Source organism: Streptococcus pseudopneumoniae, assembly GCF_001076775.1.
In the GTDB taxonomy this organism is placed as follows: domain Bacteria; phylum Bacillota; class Bacilli; order Lactobacillales; family Streptococcaceae; genus Streptococcus; species Streptococcus pseudopneumoniae_G.
Genome location: NZ_JVGV01000011.1, coordinates 126986 through 145642 on the forward strand (window position 1 = coordinate 126986; position 18657 = coordinate 145642).

Below are 18657 nucleotides of genomic sequence, written 5' to 3' on the forward strand. Positions count from 1 at the left end.
ATCCCTACCTTCATATCAAAAACTGTTACAGTAATTTTTTATCAATTCCTGAAAGCTACTAAGATTTTAAGAAAAATAAGCAACAACCAAGTACGATAATAACAAGAATGGTCAGCGTATCCTTTCTAGTCCATTTCAGTTGTCGGTATTGACTTCTGCATTTTCCCCCCTGATAACCACGCGCTTCCATAGCGATAGCCAAGGAATCTGCACGTTTTAAACTTGTCGCAAAAAGAGGAATCAAAATGGGAATCATAGCCTTCACCTTTTGAACAATGCTTCCTTCACCAAAATCCACTCCACGCGCTTTCTGTGCGTTCATAATCCGCGTCGTATCATCCATTAAGGTCGGAACAAAACGCAAACTCATAGATAGCATCAATCCAATTTCATGAACTGGAACTTTCACACGCTTTAAAGGTGCTAATAAAGCTTCGACAGCTGATGCCAAACTTAAGGGCATGGTAGTTAAGGTTAACAAAGTTGAAAAGAAAATAATCAATACGAAGCGACAAAAAATAATCCCAGCTTGTTGCAAAGCATAATCCGTAATTCTCACAAACGAAAACTCAAACAAAACATTCCCATTAGAAATGAAAAACAATTGAAAAATAGTTGTGAAGGCAATCAAGAAAAACATAGATTTCAAGCCCTGAATAAAGAATGAAAGAGATACTCCTGACAAGGCAATAAATATCCCTGTCACTATAAAAAGAATTAGATTCGTCAAGGGATTATTAGCCCAAAAAACGATCAAAATCAGTAGCATCATAGCCAGTAATTTGCTGCGTGGATCCAATCGGTGAACTATCGAATCCCCTGGGATATAACGCCCCAAAATCATACTATCCATTTAGCGACTCCTTGAACTCCTCTATCTTAATCGGTAATCGTTTAAATGACACGCCTCTATCAGCCAATCGTTTACAAAAAGCTGTAATTTTAGGTACTCCCAACTGAACTTCTTCCATAAAAACAACATCTTGAAAGACATCACTCGGTTTACCAAACTTAACTAAACGTCCTTTTTCCATCACATATGCCTGGTTCGCATATTCAGCAACATCATCCATCAAATGTGTTACTAAGACGATGGTCATCCCTGACTGATGGAGCTTTTTGAACAAATTCATCAGCTCTTTTCTTCCCAGGGGATCTAGGCCTGCTGTGGGCTCATCTAAGACTAATATGGCTGGTTCCATGGCAAGTATGCCTGCAATGGCGACACGTCTCATTTGTCCACCTGATAACTCAAACGGACTGCGATCAAAAAGTGATTCATCAATTCCAACCAGAGCCAGTTTCTCACGCGCAATCTGCTCCGCATCTTCTTCAGAAACTCCAAAATTTTGCGGTCCAAAAGCAACATCCTTCAAAACTGTTTCTTCAAAGATCTGATTTTCAGCAAACTGAAATACCAAGCCAACCTGTTTTCTAATTTGACGAATATCTTTGTTTTTAGAAGTCGAGGTGATTAAGGTATCAAAAACTCGTACACTTCCTTGACTTGGCACCAATAAACCATTTAAAAGTTGTAAAATAGTTGATTTACCGCTACCTGTGTGGCCAATTAAAGCCGTATAAGAACCATCTTCAATCGTCAAAGAAACATCCGACAAAGCTGTTGAAGCTAAGGGAGTCCCTTCTTGATATGTAAAACTCACATTTTCTAGAGCAATTCCCATAGCTTATCCTCTAGCTCACTTTCTGTCAAATAATTTTCAGGCAAATCATAGCCATTCTGGCTCAAAGAATTTTTTAATTGATTGGCAAAAGGATCGTCTAATCCAATTTGATCTAAATCATTTCGAGAGAAAAGTTCTCTAGGGCTACTAGTTGATTCAATTTCCCCTTTTTTCATGACCAATACGCGATCACTCATAGCAACTTCTTCCAAATCATGTGTAATGGAAATGACCGTCATATCATAGTCTTTTCGAATTCCTTTTACTGTATCAATCAGTTCTCTACGCCCCTCAGGATCCAACATACTCGTTGCTTCATCTAAGATTAGAATAGCTGGTCTTAGGGCTACAACACCTGCAATGGCAACACGTTGCTTTTGGCCACCCGATAAACGCGCTGGCTCTCTCTTTTTAAATTCCAACATGCCAACTAAAGCCAGAGCTTCTTCCACTCTCTTTTTCATTTCTTGACGAGAAAGTCCCTGATTTTCCAAACCAAAGGCAACATCATCTTCAACAGTCGCTCCAACAAATTGATTGTCTGGATTTTGAAAAACCATACCGATTTGACGACGTATATTCCAAACATTTTCCTCAGTCAGCCGTTGGCCATCAATTACAATCTCTCCGGATTCTGCTTCCAGTAAGCCATCAATTAAGCGAACCGTCGTTGATTTACCACTACCATTATGCCCTACAATCGAAAGCCATTCTCCACGTTTCACGTGAAACATAATATCCTTCACATCGTAATATTCCTGACTTTCCTTATAGCGAAAAGAAAGATTTTTTACATCAATTACTGATTTCATTTCGAACCAAATGTCCCTTTAAATACATAGGCACTACCCTTGAAATAATCATAGCCAGAGTAGATAGTGAAAAACAAGGCTACATAAAGTAGAACTTGACCAAGCAAAGTCCAATGTAATAGCAAGAAAATAATGGCAAACATCTGACTAAAAGTTTTAATTTTTCCAGGCATTGCTGCTGCTAAAACTGTTCCACCAGTTTCAACTAATAAAAGTCTTAAACCTGTCACAGCCAACTCACGACAGATAATCACTGCAACAATCCAAGCTGGAGCCATTCCTAACTCAATCAGCATAATAAAAGCCGACATAACTAGTAGCTTATCCGCCATAGGATCTGCAAATTTACCAAAATTACTAACCACATTCCATTTACGAGCTAAATATCCATCTAAATAGTCTGTAATACTGGCAATAGCGAATATAATAGCTGCTACTATATGACTCTCTATCGAATTTCCTACTGTTAAAATAAAGATAAAAATAGGTATAAAGAGAATTCGACCTATTGTTAAGAGATTGGGAATTTGTTCTTTTTTCATTCGTTTTTCCTTAATTTCTAGTAAAGGTTACAGTGATTTGTCCAGTTTGAGCTGTTAATTTCGATAAATCAACAGTCTGATTATCTACTGTTAAGGCAACACCTTTGACAACACCTAAGGTAATGGTCACAGGATTTTTTGTTGAAACTGTTGTTTCCGCACTTTTATTATCCTGTGATAAGGTCACACCACCCTCAAGATCACTTTCTGAAACACTAACCCAACTTCTAGCATCTGACACTGATAATTGCAATTTTGCAGTGTCTTTACTCGTTTTATAAGCAACTTCTACTCGATTTCCTTCACCTGATACCGTTATAGCTGGTTCAATATTAGAAGAACTACTTGATGAACTACTACTAGTTGAAGATGGAGTTGCAGAACTATTCGAGCTTGTTGCTTGGACTACACTATAACTAGACGCAGATGAACGCTCCGGTTGAGTCTGGATATAATTCCAAACATAATAAGTCACAAAAATGACAATCGATAGTGCAAAGAGTATAAAATAAAATAAAGGTAAAAATGATGTCTTATTTTTTTTACTTGAACGTCTCCTACCTGTCAACTCCTCTTCATCAACATCTACTTCCTCATAAGTAATCATGCTCCCAGAATCATAAGCATCCAAGATAATTCTCTCATCTAGCTCAACTGCCCACGCATACTTTCGCAAAAAAGAACGAGTATAAAATGGACTAGGAAGTTGATCAAAATCATCAGCTTCCATTGCCTCCAACATCTCCAACTGAATTTCTGTTTTTTTATGTAATTCTTCTAAAGTCAACCCTTGGTTAGTTCTAGCTAAACGTAAAACCTCACCAATTGTTTTTTTCCTCATACTTGTCATTCCTTCTTTCTAGTTTCTATTATGTTTCTAGTGTCTATTATGATTAGTTACTACGATGGGAATATTGTAAAATCAACTATATCACCATCATCTATTAAATGATGTCCAGCATCAAGGATATCCTCTAAAGTAATTTCCTGTAAAATTTTCGGAAAATCAAAGATTGTCTCACCCTGTCCAAAAGCATCATATTGCGTTGCAATAAATTCAAGAGAGTTCATGCTACTGAAAAATTCTCCAAACATCTCTCTTTTTATAATATCTAAATGATCCTCTGTAATATCCAAATCCTTTGTAAAATTACGAATAGCCTTCCTAAACTGATGAGATAAAGCAACTGGCTCTTTTGTATCCATTGTCAACATAACAAAATGAAAGCGACTTGTAACTTCAACTTCAAGAGATAGGGAAGCATCTATTTTACCTAATTCATATAGTTTTTGAAAACGATCCGAAGTCCAACCAAACATCATTGCAAACAATAATTTTAATAAAATATGATATCGATAGCAATCCGCTTCAGCAACTTCTCGTTTACCTCTAACTCCAATCGCTAGTTTGGGAGAAGATATTTCCATTCTCATACTGTCAGTTTTCTTTACATCTTGTAAAAGCAACTTTTCTCTTGCCACTTCATGAACATCTGAATCTTTCAGTTCTTTTCTTTCAAAATAGTCCTGTACTTGCTCCACATCAAAATTACCAACTAAAAACAGAGACATATTTACAGGTTTGTAAAACCTTGTAAAGTTTTCTTGCAAATTAGTTAGATTTATTTGGGCAATGGATTCCTCACTTCCAACTATATCAGTAGCTAAAGGTGTACCAGGATACAAATTCGCTAAAGTCGAAAAGAATAAACACGAATTTGGATCATCTTGATACATTTCTCGTTCTTGCTGGATAATATCCTGCTCTCTTAAAATGGAATCTTCAGTAAAATGTACTGATGTTACCAATTCATCAAGTAAGTCTAAATTTTCTAAAAAATGATCCGTTGCTGAAAAAAGATAGTTTGTTTTTGTAAAACTTGTAAAGGCATTGCTATCCGCACCTAGACTCGTAAAAGCTGACATCAAATCGCTAGCATCTTCTCTCTCAAATAATTTATGTTCAAGAAAATGAGCAATTCCCGCAGGATATTCTTTTACATCTCCGTCAACTTCTGTGACAAGCGTATCTAGCGAACCAAACTGGACAGTTACACTCCCGTAAACCTCTTTAAATTCCTTTTTAGGCAAAAGAGCAACTGTCAATCCGTTGGCCAAACGAGTTCGATAAACCATTTCTTTTACAGCTGGATAGTATTTTTCTTCAAAAATAACCTTTGTCATTCTATTCCTTCCATAAAGTAAATCGCTTGTAGTTTCACATTATTAGCTGCTCTACAAATATCATCTTTGTCAATTTGTTCAAGCTTTTCAATCCAACTTTTAAAGTCTGCTGAAGATTTTCCAAGTAAGGCATTTTGATAAGCACGTTCAATCAATGAACTTTGATTATCTTGAGAAAGTAACAAAGACCGATGAATCATTTCCTTGGTCTGCTCTAACTCAAGATCTGTAAAATGACCTTTTTTTAAATCAAGCAATTGATTATTCATCATTTTTCGAGCCTGATTCCGATTTTCTCGATCGATACCAGCATACATCCTTAAAAATCCACTAAATAAATCAAGCTGACTTGAAATGGTATAAGCTAATCCAGCATTTTCACGGACATTTGTAAAGAGCTTAGAATGAGCAAATTCGCCAAGTAAACCATTTATTACAATCATGGGTAAATGTTGCTCATCACCATATTCAGCAGAGCAATGATAGCCCAACTCTAAAATAGACTGTCCCACATTTTTCCTAACCATTCCTTCCTGAAGGATATTGGAATAAGGTTGACAATACTGAATCTTTACATCACCTTCTCGACCTTTAAAACCAAATGATTCTAATACATTTTGAATTTCAACCTCATTAAAATCACCCAGGAAAAAGAAATCTATTCGATCTTTGTCCAAAAATTCTTGGAAACAAGAATAAGAACTTTGTGGAGTTTCAGCTAAAATACGATTTCGTAAATCACTATACTCCAATTGGAGACATTCATCACGAAAAAATAATTTATCTAATTCTTTATGTGAAAAATAAAAAGAATCATCCATATCAGCTGCTAAACTTGCTAGCAATTGCTTTTTCTCAATTTCAAATAAGGCCGAATCAAACCCATTATCAACTACAACGGGTGAAAAAAGAGTTTCTTTTACTAGTTCCAAAACCTGAGAAGTTAGCACATTTTTTCTACTTAAAAACTCATCACGAACATAGGTAAATGTCAATTCTACAATATGACTTTGCCCTCTTCTAAAACAATTGGTTGACATATCTGTACCGTATAGACTGGCTAAATGTATTCTCAAATCTTGAGAAGTGGGATACATCTGATTAGCAGTCTCTAGCATACTCGCAATCGTATCGAGGGATAATGGAGTGGTAAAACGCACGGCGATTTTGTTCGTTTTAAACTTTTTTGATTGGATAAAATGTGTTGAAATTCCATGCACTAACTCCATGATTTACCTCCTTATATACAGACTTCTATTATATCACGAAAAACTGAAATTTTCTTGTTCTCTGTAACAGTTTTGAAATAAAAATCGCTTACATTTCTCCCTATTTCTCTCACTATTTTTAGGAAAATATGGTATAATACCAAAGATTGAGGTGAATTATGGAATACAAATTATTTGAAGAATTTATTACCCTCCAAGCACTACTCAAAGAACTTGGAATTACACATAGCGGAGGAGCTATTAAATCATTTCTCTCTGAACATTCTGTTTACTTTAATGGGGAATTAGAAAATCGTCGTGGTAAAAAACTTCGTATTGGTGATAAAATTGACATCCCTGACCTGAATATTGATATCTTGTTGACACAACCTACTTCTGAAGAACAGGATAAATACCAAGATGATAAAGTTGAAAAAGAACGAATCGCTAAACTTATCAAGGAGATGAATAAGGGAGTAAAAAAAGACGACTCTAAACCTACTTCATCACCAAAAAGCAAACAAGCTCCACGATTCCCTGGTAGATAATCATGTGGCTACAACACCTATCTCTCAAAACTTTTCGTAACTACAAAGAGACGAAAATAGACTTTAATCCTAAATTAAATGTCTTTTTAGGACGCAATGCACAAGGTAAAACAAATATGTTAGAGGCTATCTATTTTTTAGCCTTAACACGCAGTCATCGAACTCGAACAGATAAAAATCTAATTCATTTTGATGAAGAACAACTTCATCTTTCAGGTCTCGTTCAGAAAAAAACTGGATCCATTCCTCTAGAAATCGAACTAACACAAAAAGGACGTGTGACAAAAGTGAATCACTTAAAACAGGCACGACTTTCAGATTACGTAGGACACATGAATGTTGTCTTATTTGCTCCTGAAGATTTACAACTAATTAAAGGAGCACCTTCAGTTCGACGAAAATTCATTGATATGGAGCTTGGGCAAATTAAGCCAATCTATTTATCTGACTTAACCAATTATAACCATATCCTTAAGCAAAGAAATACCTATTTAAAATCAGCTCAAACAATAGATGAAACCTTCCTTTCAGTACTAGATGATCAGCTAGTCGATTATGGATGTCGTGTAATGAAGCACCGCTTAGATTTCATAAAAAAACTAGAGCATTTTGGGCGTAAGAAACATTTTGAAATCTCTAATCAGATTGAAGAACTGTCAATATCCTATCAATCTTCTGTCAAGATAGCTGACAAAGAAGATTTATCTGAATCTTTCAAAATTGCTTTAGAAAAAAGTAGGTCCAGAGATTTATTTAAAAAGAATACTGGTGTTGGTCCTCATCGAGATGATATTTCTTTTTATATAAATGGGATGGATGCTAGTTTTGGAAGTCAAGGTCAACATCGTAGTCTCGTCCTATCTATAAAATTAGCAGAAATCGAATTAATGGAAAGTATTACTACAGAATCTCCAATATTACTGCTTGACGATGTTATGAGCGAACTTGACAACACTCGACAACTAAAATTATTAGAAACAATTTCTCATTCAATCCAAACCTTTATCACAACAACCAGCTTAGATCATCTTCAAAATCTGCCAGAAAATCTAAGCATCTTCACTATTCGGGATGGTAAAGTTACTGTAAAGGTAGGTTGACAATGTTGTAAAAGAACTCCTGTTTTCACGGGAGTTCTTTTCAGTGTTTTTACATAGAATAATTTGGTGCCTCATTCGTAATTTGTACATCATGAGGATGGCTCTCTTTCAAACCAGCACCAGACATTTCAATAAATTGAGCATTATCGTGTAGTTCTTTAAGGTTAGCTGCACCACAGTAACCCATACCAGAGCGAATACCTCCAATCATTTGGAAGACAATATCAGCTGCCGCACCTTTATAAGCAACACGACCTTCAATTCCTTCTGGAACAAGTTTGTTTGCTTCATTGACAGAACCTTGGAAGTAACGATCGCTTGAACCTTTCTTCATAGCAGCAATTGATCCCATACCACGGTAAGTCTTAAACTTACGTCCTTGGAAGATTTCAGTTTCGCCTGGAGCTTCATCAGTTCCAGCAAACATTGATCCAAGCATAACTGCATTTCCACCTGCGGCAAGGGCTTTTACAATATCTCCAGAATACTTGATTCCACCGTCAGCAATGATCGTTTTACCATATTCACGCGCAACAGCTGCAGCATCGTAGATAGCTGTTACTTGCGGAACACCAACACCAGCAATCACACGAGTAGTACAGATAGAACCTGGTCCAATACCAACCTTAACAACGTCTACACCCGCTTCATAAAGTGCGCGTGCACCCTCAGCTGTTGCAATATTTCCAGCAATCAAAGTACGATCTGGGAAGTGAGCACGAATCTCAGCAATTTTACGCAAGACACCTGCAGAATGACCATGCGCAGTATCAATAACAATTGCGTCAGCTCCTGCCTCAAAAAGAGCCTCTGCACGTTCAAATGTATCTGAAGTAACACCTACTGCACCTGCAACTAGAAGACGACCAAACTCATCTTTCGCCGCATTTGGAAACTCAATAACTTTTTCAATATCTTTGATAGTAATCAAACCAGAAAGGCGACCTTCTTCATCTACCAAAGGAAGTTTTTCAATACGGTGCTCTTGAAGAATGCTCTCAGCTGTTGCAAGATCTGTACCCACAGGAGCAATAACAAGATTTTCACTAGTCATATGATTTGAGATTGGTTGGTTATAGTCTGAAATAAAACGAAGATCTCGGTTTGTCAAAATACCAACTAATTTACGATTTTCAAGTGTTTCAACAACTGGAACACCACTGATGCGGTAACGTCCCATAAGCTCATCAGCTTCAGCAATTGTATGTTCAGGCGTCAAGAAGAACGGATCAATAATAACTCCATTTTCAGAACGTTTTACCTTGCGAACCTCGTCTGCTTGTTGAGCAATTGACATGTTTTTATGGATAACTCCGAGACCGCCTGCACGAGCAATAGCAATAGCCATTTGACTCTCTGTAACTGTGTCCATGGCAGCGGTAATAATTGGGATATTTAAAGTCAAATTATCTGCCAATTTAGTTGTTAAATCTGCATCGTTAGGCAACACATGACTTTCAGCTGGAATAAGCAATACATCATCAAAGGTAAAACCTTTTTTCAAAAATTTAGTGTCCCAATTAGACATTCGAAGTTTCCTCTTTTCTTTCTTTTTGAGCTTGACTCTTTTTATATTGTATCTATCATACCATTCTATAAAAATTTGTCAAATGTTACAGGGGTAAATAAAAAACTATCTTTTCTTTGAGATAGAAATGATAGTTTCTTGTAAAATAAATTTAGTTAAAGTACTGAAGTCCCATTGCCCCTTTAACCTCAGATAGGGTTTGACCTGCAACTTCACGCGCTCTTTCACTACCTTTTTGAAGCATATTATAAACTTCTCCCATATCCTTAGCAAATTCGATACGGCGCTCACGAATAGGACCAAGTTCACGTTCTAATATTTCAAGTAGATAACGCTTGGTCTTCACATCACCAAGACCACCTCGTTGATAATGTTCTTTCATTTCGGCAATTTCTTGAGCATCTTCTGGGCGACCAAAAACATCTAGATAATGGAAAACCATATTGCCTTCAATTTTACCTGGATCCTCAACGCGGATATGATCTGGATCTGTATACATACTCATTACTTTTTTACGCAAAGTATCCGCATCATCAGCTAAATAAATACCATTATTGAGTGATTTAGACATTTTAGCATTTCCATCTAAACCAGGTAAACGACCCGCTCTCTCATTTTCTGGATAAATACCTTCCGGTTCTACCAATACATCACAGTTATATGCATTGTTAAAAGAACGAACAATTTCACGAGTTTGCTCAATCATTGGTTTCTGATCTGTCCCAACAGGAACATAATTAGCCTTAAAAGCTGTGATGTCAGCTGCTTGAGCTATTGGATAGACCAAGAATCCTGTCGGAATACTCTCTCCAAAGCCTTTCTGAGCAATTTCTGTCTTGACAGTTGGATTACGCTCCAAACGTGCTAATGACACCAAATTCATATAATACATAGACAACTCAGCTAATTCTGGAATTTGGCTTTGAATAAAGATAGTTGATTTACTTGGATCCAATCCAACTGCAAGGTAATCCAAAGCCACATTTCCGATAGACTCTACAATTGTTTGAGGGTCTTTAGCATGATCTGTCAAAGCTTGTTGGTCAGCTAAGAACACAAACATATCATACTTATCCTCTTCCTGTAATAATACTCGATTTTTGAGACTTCCAACATAATGTCCAATATGCAATTTTCCTGTTGGACGGTCTCCTGTTAAAATAATGGGTTTAGTCATTTTGTTCTCCTTCGATATAGTCCCTTCAATTATAGCATTTTTTTAATGAAATAACCGTAATTTATCAAAATAAATCAGCCTTGCTATTTACGGATTCTTGTAAAGTATGCTGTAAATGTAATTTACACAAAATTGACAGATAAAAATTTGAATATTTCCGTATTTTCTAGTAGAATAAATATATTACACATATAGGAGAAAAACATTGCTTACAGTATCTGATGTTTCACTACGTTTTAGTGATCGCAAACTTTTTGATGATGTCAATATCAAATTTACAGAAGGAAATACTTACGGATTAATTGGTGCTAATGGTGCCGGAAAATCTACCTTTTTAAAAATTTTAGCTGGAGATATCGAACCTACTACTGGTCACATCTCTCTTGGTCCAGATGAACGTCTCTCTGTTCTTCGTCAAAATCACTTTGACTATGAAGACGAACGTGCCATTGATGTCGTTATCATGGGAAATGAAAAACTTTATAGCATCATGAAGGAGAAAGATGCCATCTACATGAAGGAAAATTTCTCAGATGAGGATGGAGTGCGTGCTGCCGAACTCGAAGGAGAGTTTGCCGAGCTTGGAGGTTGGGAAGCAGAAAGTGAAGCCTCTCAACTCCTTCAAAACCTAAACATTCCAGAAGAATTGCACTATCAAAACATGAGCGAATTGGCCAACGGTGAAAAAGTAAAAGTTCTCCTTGCCAAAGCACTTTTTGGTAAACCAGATGTGCTTCTATTGGACGAGCCTACCAACGGTTTGGACATCCAATCGATTACTTGGTTAGAAGACTTCTTGATTGACTTTGATAACACTGTTATCGTAGTATCCCACGACCGTCACTTCTTAAACAAAGTATGTACTCACATGGCCGACCTTGACTTTGGAAAAATCAAGCTCTATGTCGGAAACTATGACTTCTGGAAGGAATCTTCTGAGCTTGCTGCTAAATTGCTGGCAGACCGTAATGCCAAAGCAGAGGAAAAAATTAAGCAATTACAAGAGTTCGTTGCTCGTTTCTCTGCCAATGCTTCTAAGTCAAGACAGGCAACATCACGTAAGAAAATGCTTGATAAGATTGAACTTGAAGAAATTGTACCATCTAGTCGTAAATATCCATTTATCAACTTTAAAGCGGAACGTGAGATTGGTAATGATCTCTTGACAGTAGAAAATCTAACTGTAAAGATTGATGGTGAGACTATTTTAGATAATATCAGCTTTATCTTGCGTCCAGGTGATAAGACAGCGCTTATTGGACAAAATGACATCCAAACGACTGCATTAATTCGTGCAATCATGGGTGACATTGACTATGAAGGAACTGTCAAGTGGGGAGTAACTACTAGCCGTTCTTACTTGCCAAAAGATAACTCGGCAGATTTTGCAGGGGGAGAATCAATTCTTGACTGGTTGCGTCAATTCGCAAGTAAAGAAGAAGATGACAATACTTTCCTACGTGGCTTCCTCGGCCGTATGCTCTTCTCTGGAGATGAGGTTAACAAACCTGTAAATGTCTTGTCAGGGGGAGAAAAAGTTCGTGTCATGCTTTCAAAACTCATGCTCTTAAAATCAAATGTCCTTGTACTTGATGATCCAACCAATCACTTGGACTTGGAATCTATCTCAAGCTTGAATGATGGATTGAAAAACTTTAAAGAATCAATCATCTTTGCCAGCCATGACCACGAGTTTATTCAAACTCTAGCCAACCATATCATTGTCTTGTCTAAAAATGGCGTCATTGACCGTATCGATGAAACCTATGATGAATTCCTAGAGAATGCAGAAGTACAAGCAAAAGTTAAAGAACTTTGGAAAGACTAAAATATTCAAAACTCAGTTGGGTTAACCAGCTGAGTTTTCTAACATTTTATGAGGTAACATGAAATTATTTTTTAAAACATATTGGACCTATTTTGTTTCTTTCATCATTCCCATAATCATTATGATAGGAGTATATCTATCTCAAGGTATATACTGGAATAGCGACAACTCTCCTCTATTAGGAGATGGCTTTCATCAATACGTTATTTTTGATATAGCTTTACGAAATATCCTACATGGAAATGGTAGTCTGTTTTACACCTTTACAAGTGGCCTCGGATTAAATTTCTATGCCCTATCCAGTTATTACTTGGGAAGTTTCCTTTCACCTCTAGTTTACTTTTTTAATCTGTCGAATATGCCAGATGCTGTCTATCTGACAACTCTCTTAAAATTTGGATTGATTGGACTGTCAACTTATTTTAGTTTAAATAAATTATTTCAATCGATTCCTAAGCCTTTAAAACTAGCTTTATCTACTTCCTATGCTCTGATGAGTTTCACTGTCAGTCAATTAGAGATAAAAACCTGGCTAGATGTTTTTATCTTGATTCCTTTAATTATAACTGGTTTACAGCTACTTATCACTGAAAAGAAATTCCTATTGTACTTTACAAGCCTGTCAATCTTATTTATCCAAAACTATTATTTTGGCTATATGACAGCATTGTTTCTTATTTTCTGGTATCTCTGCCAAATTTCTTGGGACTTTAAAACTCGAATATCATCTTTTCTTGATTTCATAATCACCTCCGTTTTAGCTGGTATGGCTAGTTTGATTCTGACTCTTCCTACTCTGTTTGATTTGCAGACACACGGGGAAAAATTGACTGAAGTTACAAAGTTTCAAACTGAGAATAGCTGGTACCTTGATCTCTTTGCTAAGCAATTCATTGGTTCTTTTGATACAACAAAGTATGGGGCTATCCCAATGATTTTTGTCGGTCTACTTCCCTTTATTTTGACCATTTTATTTTTTACGATGAAATCTATTAAGTTTCACGTGAAACTTATCTATGCAATTTTCTTTGCATTTCTAATTGCAAGCTTTTATATAGAAGCTTTTGATTTATTTTGGCAAGGTATGCATACTCCAAATATGTTTTTACATCGCTATGCTTGGATTTTCTCTACCCTGTTAATTTATACAGCAGCAGAAGTCTTAAATCGTCTGAAAGAAATTAAAATCTGGAATTTTTTAGTTTCGCTTTTTCTCCTAGTAACAGGATTTTTAGCTACCATCTATCTAAAATCGCATTATTCTTTTTTAACAGATTTGAATATTCTGCTTACTCTTGAATTTTTGGTTGTCTATTCGCTTTTACTCCTTGCAGTTATCAAAAAGTTTATCTCTGTAAATCTATTTGCCATTCTAATCTCTTTATTTATAATGGTTGAAATGAGTTTAAATGCTTCATCTCAAATAGACGGAATTGCTAAAGAATGGGGTTTTGCTTCTCGAAGTTCATATAATCGAGATATCCCAGCTATGGAATCTTTCTCAGCATATATTGGAAATCAATTTACTCGTACTGAAAAACTACAAACTCAGACAGGAAATGACAGTATGAAATTCAACTACAATGGAATCTCTCAATTTTCATCTGTTCGAAATCGTTCAGCAAGCTCTACTTTGGATAAACTTGGCTTTAAATCCTCTGGGACTAATCTCAATCTCCGCTATGCCAATAATAGTATTTTGGCTGATAGTTTATTTGGTATCCAGTACAATATCTCAGATAGTCCTAGTGATAAGTATGGTTTCCAAGATGTATATCAAAAAGATAATCTTACCCTATATGAAAATCAATTCTCTCTTCCGATTGCATTTGCTAGTCAATCTGTTTACAATGATGTCAAGTTCAATGAACACACTTTGGATAATCAAGCCTCGTTTCTAAATCAACTTGCTAACGTCGATTTTGATTATTTTTCTCCAATCCCTTATGACAAAACAGAAAATACTAATGATTTGATTAGTGTCACAAGTTCTTCAAATGAGGATGCAGCAATCCAGTATCAAATTGAGATTCCCGAAAACAGCCAAGTTTATCTTTCTTTCACAAACCTTCACTTTTCTAATGATAAACAAAAGAAGGTTGACATCCTTGTCAATGGGGAAAAGAAAACTTTTACAACTGATAATGCATTCTCCTTCTTTAATCTAGGCTATACAAAAGAGAAAAAGACTTTCAATATCAATGTTAGTTTCCCTGGAACTTCACAAGTATCATTTGAATCTCCTACCTTCTATCGTTTAGATACCAAAACTTTCACCGAGGCAATTCAAAAAATTAAAGAACAACCTGTCACAGTATCAACTTCTAAAAACAAGGTCTTTGCTACATATGATGTCCAACAAGATACATCTATTTTCTTCACCATTCCTTATGACAAAGGTTGGTCTGCCTACCAAGATGGTAAGAAAATAGAAATTAAACAAGCTCAAACTGGTTTTATGAAAGTTGATATTCCTAAAGGGAAAGGAACTATTACACTTTCCTTTATTCCCAATGGTTTTATTACTGGAGCAATCTGTTCCTTTACTTCACTTTTACTATTTGGAATTTATAATCACAAACGAAAGTCATCTAAGGCATAAAAAATCGACCGATTAAGCGGTCGATTTTTTTAATCTTCTTCCATTTTCTTAGGTTGATAGGCTATCATACCTAAACCAATAAATAGGGCTAATATCACAACAAGGAAAATGACTTGATGATGAATATTTCCTGTCATAGAGATTGTTTGTCGTAATCCCGAAACTGAATAACTCATTGGTAACCAGGGATTAATAGTTCTAAAGAAATTATTTGTCAAAGCAAGTGGGTAAGTACCTGCACTTGATGCTAACTGTAATAAAAGCAAAATAAGAGAAAAGAAAGCTCCTATACGGCTATTCCATGTTGTTAAAGCGGTCACCATGGACATAAATACTAAACTTGTTAGGATAATGAGAATAAGTGTTCTCATCTCATGATTTGCAGTTAAACCAATAAGATGAACTCCTCCATATACCAAAATTCCTGCTAAAACAGCTATAATACCATTTATTTCAGCTCGAGATTTCAACCAAGCCCAACGGCTCTCCGGATGACGTCCTGAAGGCAACTTCGCAAAGATCATATTCGTTGATATTGCTGCAACAAAGAGAGCAACTGATATCATATAAGGAGCCATTGCAATTCCATTTACAGGAACTTGATCATTGTCTGTTTTTGAAAGATTGAGTGGATTTGTCAAAATCTCTGCATTTTGAGATTCCGTAGATGCTGATTTGAGTTGATCACTAGCATTACTTAGTCCTTGTCCTAAAGAAGCAACTCCTGTCTGTAAACCTTCCAATCCAGAAGTTAACTTTGTTCCACCTTCTGCTAGTTTACCAGCTCCATCTGCCAATTTATTAGCTCCACTTTCTAATTGAGAAGCACCTGAAATTAACTGACTGGATTTGTCAGCTAGTTGGCTAGAGCCTGACTGCAATTTATCAACTCCTGCTATCAATTCTTGACTCTTTTGATTCAATTGGTTAGAGCCAGTTGATAATTTTTCAATACCAGACACTAATTCTGGAGTTTTTTCAACTAATTGACCAACTCCTGTTGTCAAGTTAGAAGATTTTTGTGTCAAGGTAGTTGAGCCTGAAACTAATTGATCCAAACTACCTGTCAAGGTGGAATTCTTTTCACTTAGTTGACTTGCGCCTTGAGAAACTTTATCAACACCTGCAGTATATGCATTTACCCCCGATGTAATCGACTGACTGGCAGGAACTAATTTGCTAGCAACAGCTCCTTGTATCTCTGTTAATCCACTTGACAATCCTGTCAACGAAGTAGAAGCAAGCGGTAATACTTGATTAGCTTGATTTTTTAATGTCGAAAGATTTGAAGATTGATTTTGTAAGTTTTCCAAACTTCCCTGTAAACCTTGAACTAAAGCTACAATTGACTGTGCTGATTGAATACTATCAGTCGAATTTTGAGATACAGAAGCACTTATCTCAGCTTGTTGCTCACTTGTCAAAGATTGATAAGCTGCTGTCGATTGAATATTAGATAATGTAGTCGCTTTATCAGACTGAGCACTTGCTAACATTTGATTAGAAAGAGATACTATACTTGATAAAACAGAATCTAATTGTTTTGTATCTCCAACATCAATATTTTGAATAGCTTGATTTAACTGATTTAGACCAGAAGATAATTGATTAATTTGATCTTTTTGCTCAGACGAAGCATCTAACTTGCTAGAAAGTTGTTGAATTCCTTCACTTAATTGCTCCACACCCATTCGAAGTGTAGCTGATTGATTAGATAACTGATTAGCACCTGCTGCAAGACTTCCCACTCCATTAGTGTAGGAACTAACACCAGATGAAAATTGATTAAGACCAGCATTAAGCTTAGAAACACCGTCAGTATAGGACTCTACACCAGTATATAACTGATTGATTCCCCTTACTAATTCAGGACTTTTAGAAGATAATTGACCTAATCCGCTATCTAATTGACTCACTGCACCAGTATATGTAACTAAACCACTATTAAAATTCCCTAAGCCAAGATGAAGTTGTTCAACACCAGAGACATAAGAGAATAATCCTTTAGTAAACTGCTCCGTTCCATTTGAAAATGTTAAACTTGAAGCTGCTAAAGAGTGTAGGTTGGTAGTTAATGTTTGACTTCCTGCCACTAACTGATTCGCTCCATCAGTTAATTTTTCACTGCCTGAAGCTGCTTGACTCATACCATCCTTTAAATCGACCATTTTGTTGAATAAGGCTTTAGTATAGGTCTCAGTTACATTTGTAGAAACATTCTGCTTCAATTGTGTCATTGCAGAATCACTCATCTTGCTGGCAATAAAGCTATGACCACTTGAAGTCTGATAATTGATTTGCATTTGCTCTGAGTGATTCGTTAAAATAGAAGCTGCTTTTTCAGATAAATCACTTGGTAAAGTCACTACCATATAGTAATCGCCATCTTCCAATCCCTTCTTTCCTTCCTCTTCATCTACAAAATGAAAATCCAAGGTTTTATTTTCTTTTAAATTGGACACCATGTCTTTTCCTATAGACATGCTATTACCATTATAGGAAACCTCTTTATCATGATTGACAACTGCCACAGGTAAGTCAGACAATTTCCCATATGGATCCCACATTGAGGATAAAAATATGATATTGTACAGAGCTGGAATAAGAGAAATCCCTATCATGACAATAATAAAGGTTGGTTTTTTTAAAATTGCTTTCCATTCTTTCAACATAGTTTCTCCTTTTTTAAACATATTGTCTAAAATTTTGATATAATAGATTATACAATAAAAAATCTAAATTACAAGATAAAAAATCCATTTTTAGACATATAGTCTAATTTGTTTACAAGGAGGAAATATGCAAGAAAGTAACAAACGCTTAAAAACAAAGAGAACTATTGAAAATGCTATGGTACAATTACTAATGGAACAACCATTTGATCAAATTTCTACTGTCAAGTTAACAGAAAAAGCCGGAATTAGTCGTTCCAGCTTCTATACTCACTATAAGGATAAGTATGATATGATTGAGCACTATCAAAGCAAGCTATTTCATACATTTGAATATATTTTTAAAAAACATGCTCATCACAAAAGAGATGCTATTTTAGAAGTATTTGAATATCTAGAGTCAGAACCACTTCTGGCTGCTCTTCTTTCTGAAAACGGGACCAAAGAAATCCAAAATTTCTTACGAAATAAACTTCATATCATGCTCAGCACAGATTTACAAAAACACTTTATGCAACTGAATCTCAATACCACTGAATTAGAATATAGTAGCATCTATCTAACTCACGCACTTTTTGGTGTCTGCCAAACTTGGATTGCACATGGAAAAAAAGAAAGTCCTCAAGAAATAACAAACTTCCTTATGAAAATGCTTGGTGATACAAATTGATACAAAAAGAGGAACACAGTTGTGTTCCCTTTTATCTATACTCCGCCAGTAGGACTCGAACCTACGACATCATGATTAACAGTCATGCGCTACTACCAACT

15 protein-coding genes are annotated in these 18657 nt (G+C 35.9%); 5 read left to right on the top strand and 10 right to left on the bottom strand.

Annotation, left to right across the window (positions count from 1 at the left end):
- Window positions 1–58: 58 nt before the first annotated feature.
- Genes ADJ60_RS02730 through yfmF form a run of 7 tightly spaced genes read right to left on the bottom strand, consistent with a single transcriptional unit; the run spans window position 59 to window position 6452 of the window.
- On the bottom strand, window positions 59–853 hold the full coding sequence (locus ADJ60_RS02730; RefSeq protein WP_049543279.1) for an energy-coupling factor transporter transmembrane component T family protein: 795 nt from the start codon (window positions 851–853) through the stop codon (window positions 59–61).
- Window positions 846–1685: an energy-coupling factor transporter ATPase gene (locus ADJ60_RS02735; protein ID WP_049543281.1), complete on the bottom strand. Its 840-nt coding sequence runs from the start codon at window positions 1683–1685 to the stop codon at window positions 846–848. The genes ADJ60_RS02730 and ADJ60_RS02735 overlap by 8 nt, the downstream gene beginning before the upstream one ends.
- On the bottom strand, window positions 1670–2497 hold the full coding sequence (locus ADJ60_RS02740; protein WP_049543283.1) for an energy-coupling factor ABC transporter ATP-binding protein: 828 nt from the start codon (window positions 2495–2497) through the stop codon (window positions 1670–1672). The genes ADJ60_RS02735 and ADJ60_RS02740 overlap by 16 nt, the downstream gene beginning before the upstream one ends.
- Complete coding sequence (gene pgsA, locus ADJ60_RS02745) at window positions 2494–3039, bottom strand: CDP-diacylglycerol--glycerol-3-phosphate 3-phosphatidyltransferase (RefSeq protein WP_000712138.1); 546 nt, start codon at window positions 3037–3039, stop codon at window positions 2494–2496. Before pgsA ends, ADJ60_RS02740 begins: the two co-directional genes overlap by 4 nt.
- A 10-nt stretch (window positions 3040–3049) precedes the next feature.
- Window positions 3050–3880 carry a cytoskeleton protein RodZ gene (rodZ, locus tag ADJ60_RS02750; RefSeq protein WP_049543287.1) on the bottom strand — a complete coding sequence of 277 codons (831 nt, stop codon included), beginning with the start codon at window positions 3878–3880 and terminating at the stop codon, window positions 3050–3052.
- 59 nt (window positions 3881–3939) lie between these two features.
- Window positions 3940–5223 carry an EF-P 5-aminopentanol modification-associated protein YfmH gene (yfmH, locus tag ADJ60_RS02755; RefSeq protein ID WP_049543289.1) on the bottom strand — a complete coding sequence of 428 codons (1284 nt, stop codon included), beginning with the start codon at window positions 5221–5223 and terminating at the stop codon, window positions 3940–3942.
- Window positions 5220–6452, bottom strand: a complete 1233-nt coding sequence (gene yfmF / locus ADJ60_RS02760; protein WP_049543292.1) for an EF-P 5-aminopentanol modification-associated protein YfmF — start codon at window positions 6450–6452, stop codon at window positions 5220–5222. The genes yfmH and yfmF overlap by 4 nt, the downstream gene beginning before the upstream one ends.
- A 158-nt stretch (window positions 6453–6610) precedes the next feature.
- Here yfmF and yaaA point away from each other — a divergent pair, with 158 nt between their 5' ends.
- Both yaaA and recF read left to right on the top strand, forming a co-directional pair.
- The gene (gene yaaA / locus ADJ60_RS02765) at window positions 6611–6979 is read left to right on the top strand and encodes a S4 domain-containing protein YaaA (protein ID WP_049499096.1); all 369 of its coding nucleotides are present in this window, start codon (window positions 6611–6613) and stop codon (window positions 6977–6979) included.
- Window positions 6980–6981: 2 nt separating this feature from the next.
- Window positions 6982–8079, top strand: coding sequence for a DNA replication/repair protein RecF (gene recF / locus ADJ60_RS02770; protein WP_049499094.1), 1098 nt, complete (start codon window positions 6982–6984; stop codon window positions 8077–8079).
- Between the two features lie 49 nt (window positions 8080–8128).
- Here the strand turns inward: recF and guaB are convergent, their stop codons facing one another.
- A complete protein-coding gene (gene guaB / locus ADJ60_RS02775; RefSeq protein WP_049543294.1) occupies window positions 8129–9607 on the bottom strand; it encodes an IMP dehydrogenase in 1479 nt (492 codons plus the stop codon).
- A gap of 151 nt (window positions 9608–9758) precedes the next feature.
- A complete protein-coding gene (gene trpS / locus ADJ60_RS02780; RefSeq protein WP_049543296.1) occupies window positions 9759–10784 on the bottom strand; it encodes a tryptophan--tRNA ligase in 1026 nt (341 codons plus the stop codon).
- Window positions 10785–10989: 205 nt separating this feature from the next.
- Between trpS and ADJ60_RS02785 the strand changes: the two genes are divergently transcribed.
- Both ADJ60_RS02785 and ADJ60_RS02790 read left to right on the top strand, forming a co-directional pair.
- Window positions 10990–12612, top strand: a complete 1623-nt coding sequence (locus ADJ60_RS02785; protein ID WP_000958782.1) for an ATP-binding cassette domain-containing protein — start codon at window positions 10990–10992, stop codon at window positions 12610–12612.
- A gap of 58 nt (window positions 12613–12670) precedes the next feature.
- Entirely contained in the window at window positions 12671–15214 is a 2544-nt protein-coding gene (locus ADJ60_RS02790; protein ID WP_049543299.1) for a YfhO family protein, read from the top strand.
- Window positions 15215–15243: 29 nt separating this feature from the next.
- On the opposite strand, the gene ADJ60_RS02795 is transcribed toward ADJ60_RS02790, so the two are convergent.
- A complete protein-coding gene (locus ADJ60_RS02795) occupies window positions 15244–17886 on the bottom strand; it encodes a YhgE/Pip domain-containing protein (RefSeq protein WP_049543301.1) in 2643 nt (880 codons plus the stop codon).
- A gap of 127 nt (window positions 17887–18013) precedes the next feature.
- Here ADJ60_RS02795 and ADJ60_RS02800 point away from each other — a divergent pair, with 127 nt between their 5' ends.
- Window positions 18014–18556, top strand: coding sequence for a TetR/AcrR family transcriptional regulator (locus ADJ60_RS02800; protein WP_049543303.1), 543 nt, complete (start codon window positions 18014–18016; stop codon window positions 18554–18556).
- The last annotated feature ends 101 nt before the right edge of the window (window positions 18557–18657 follow it).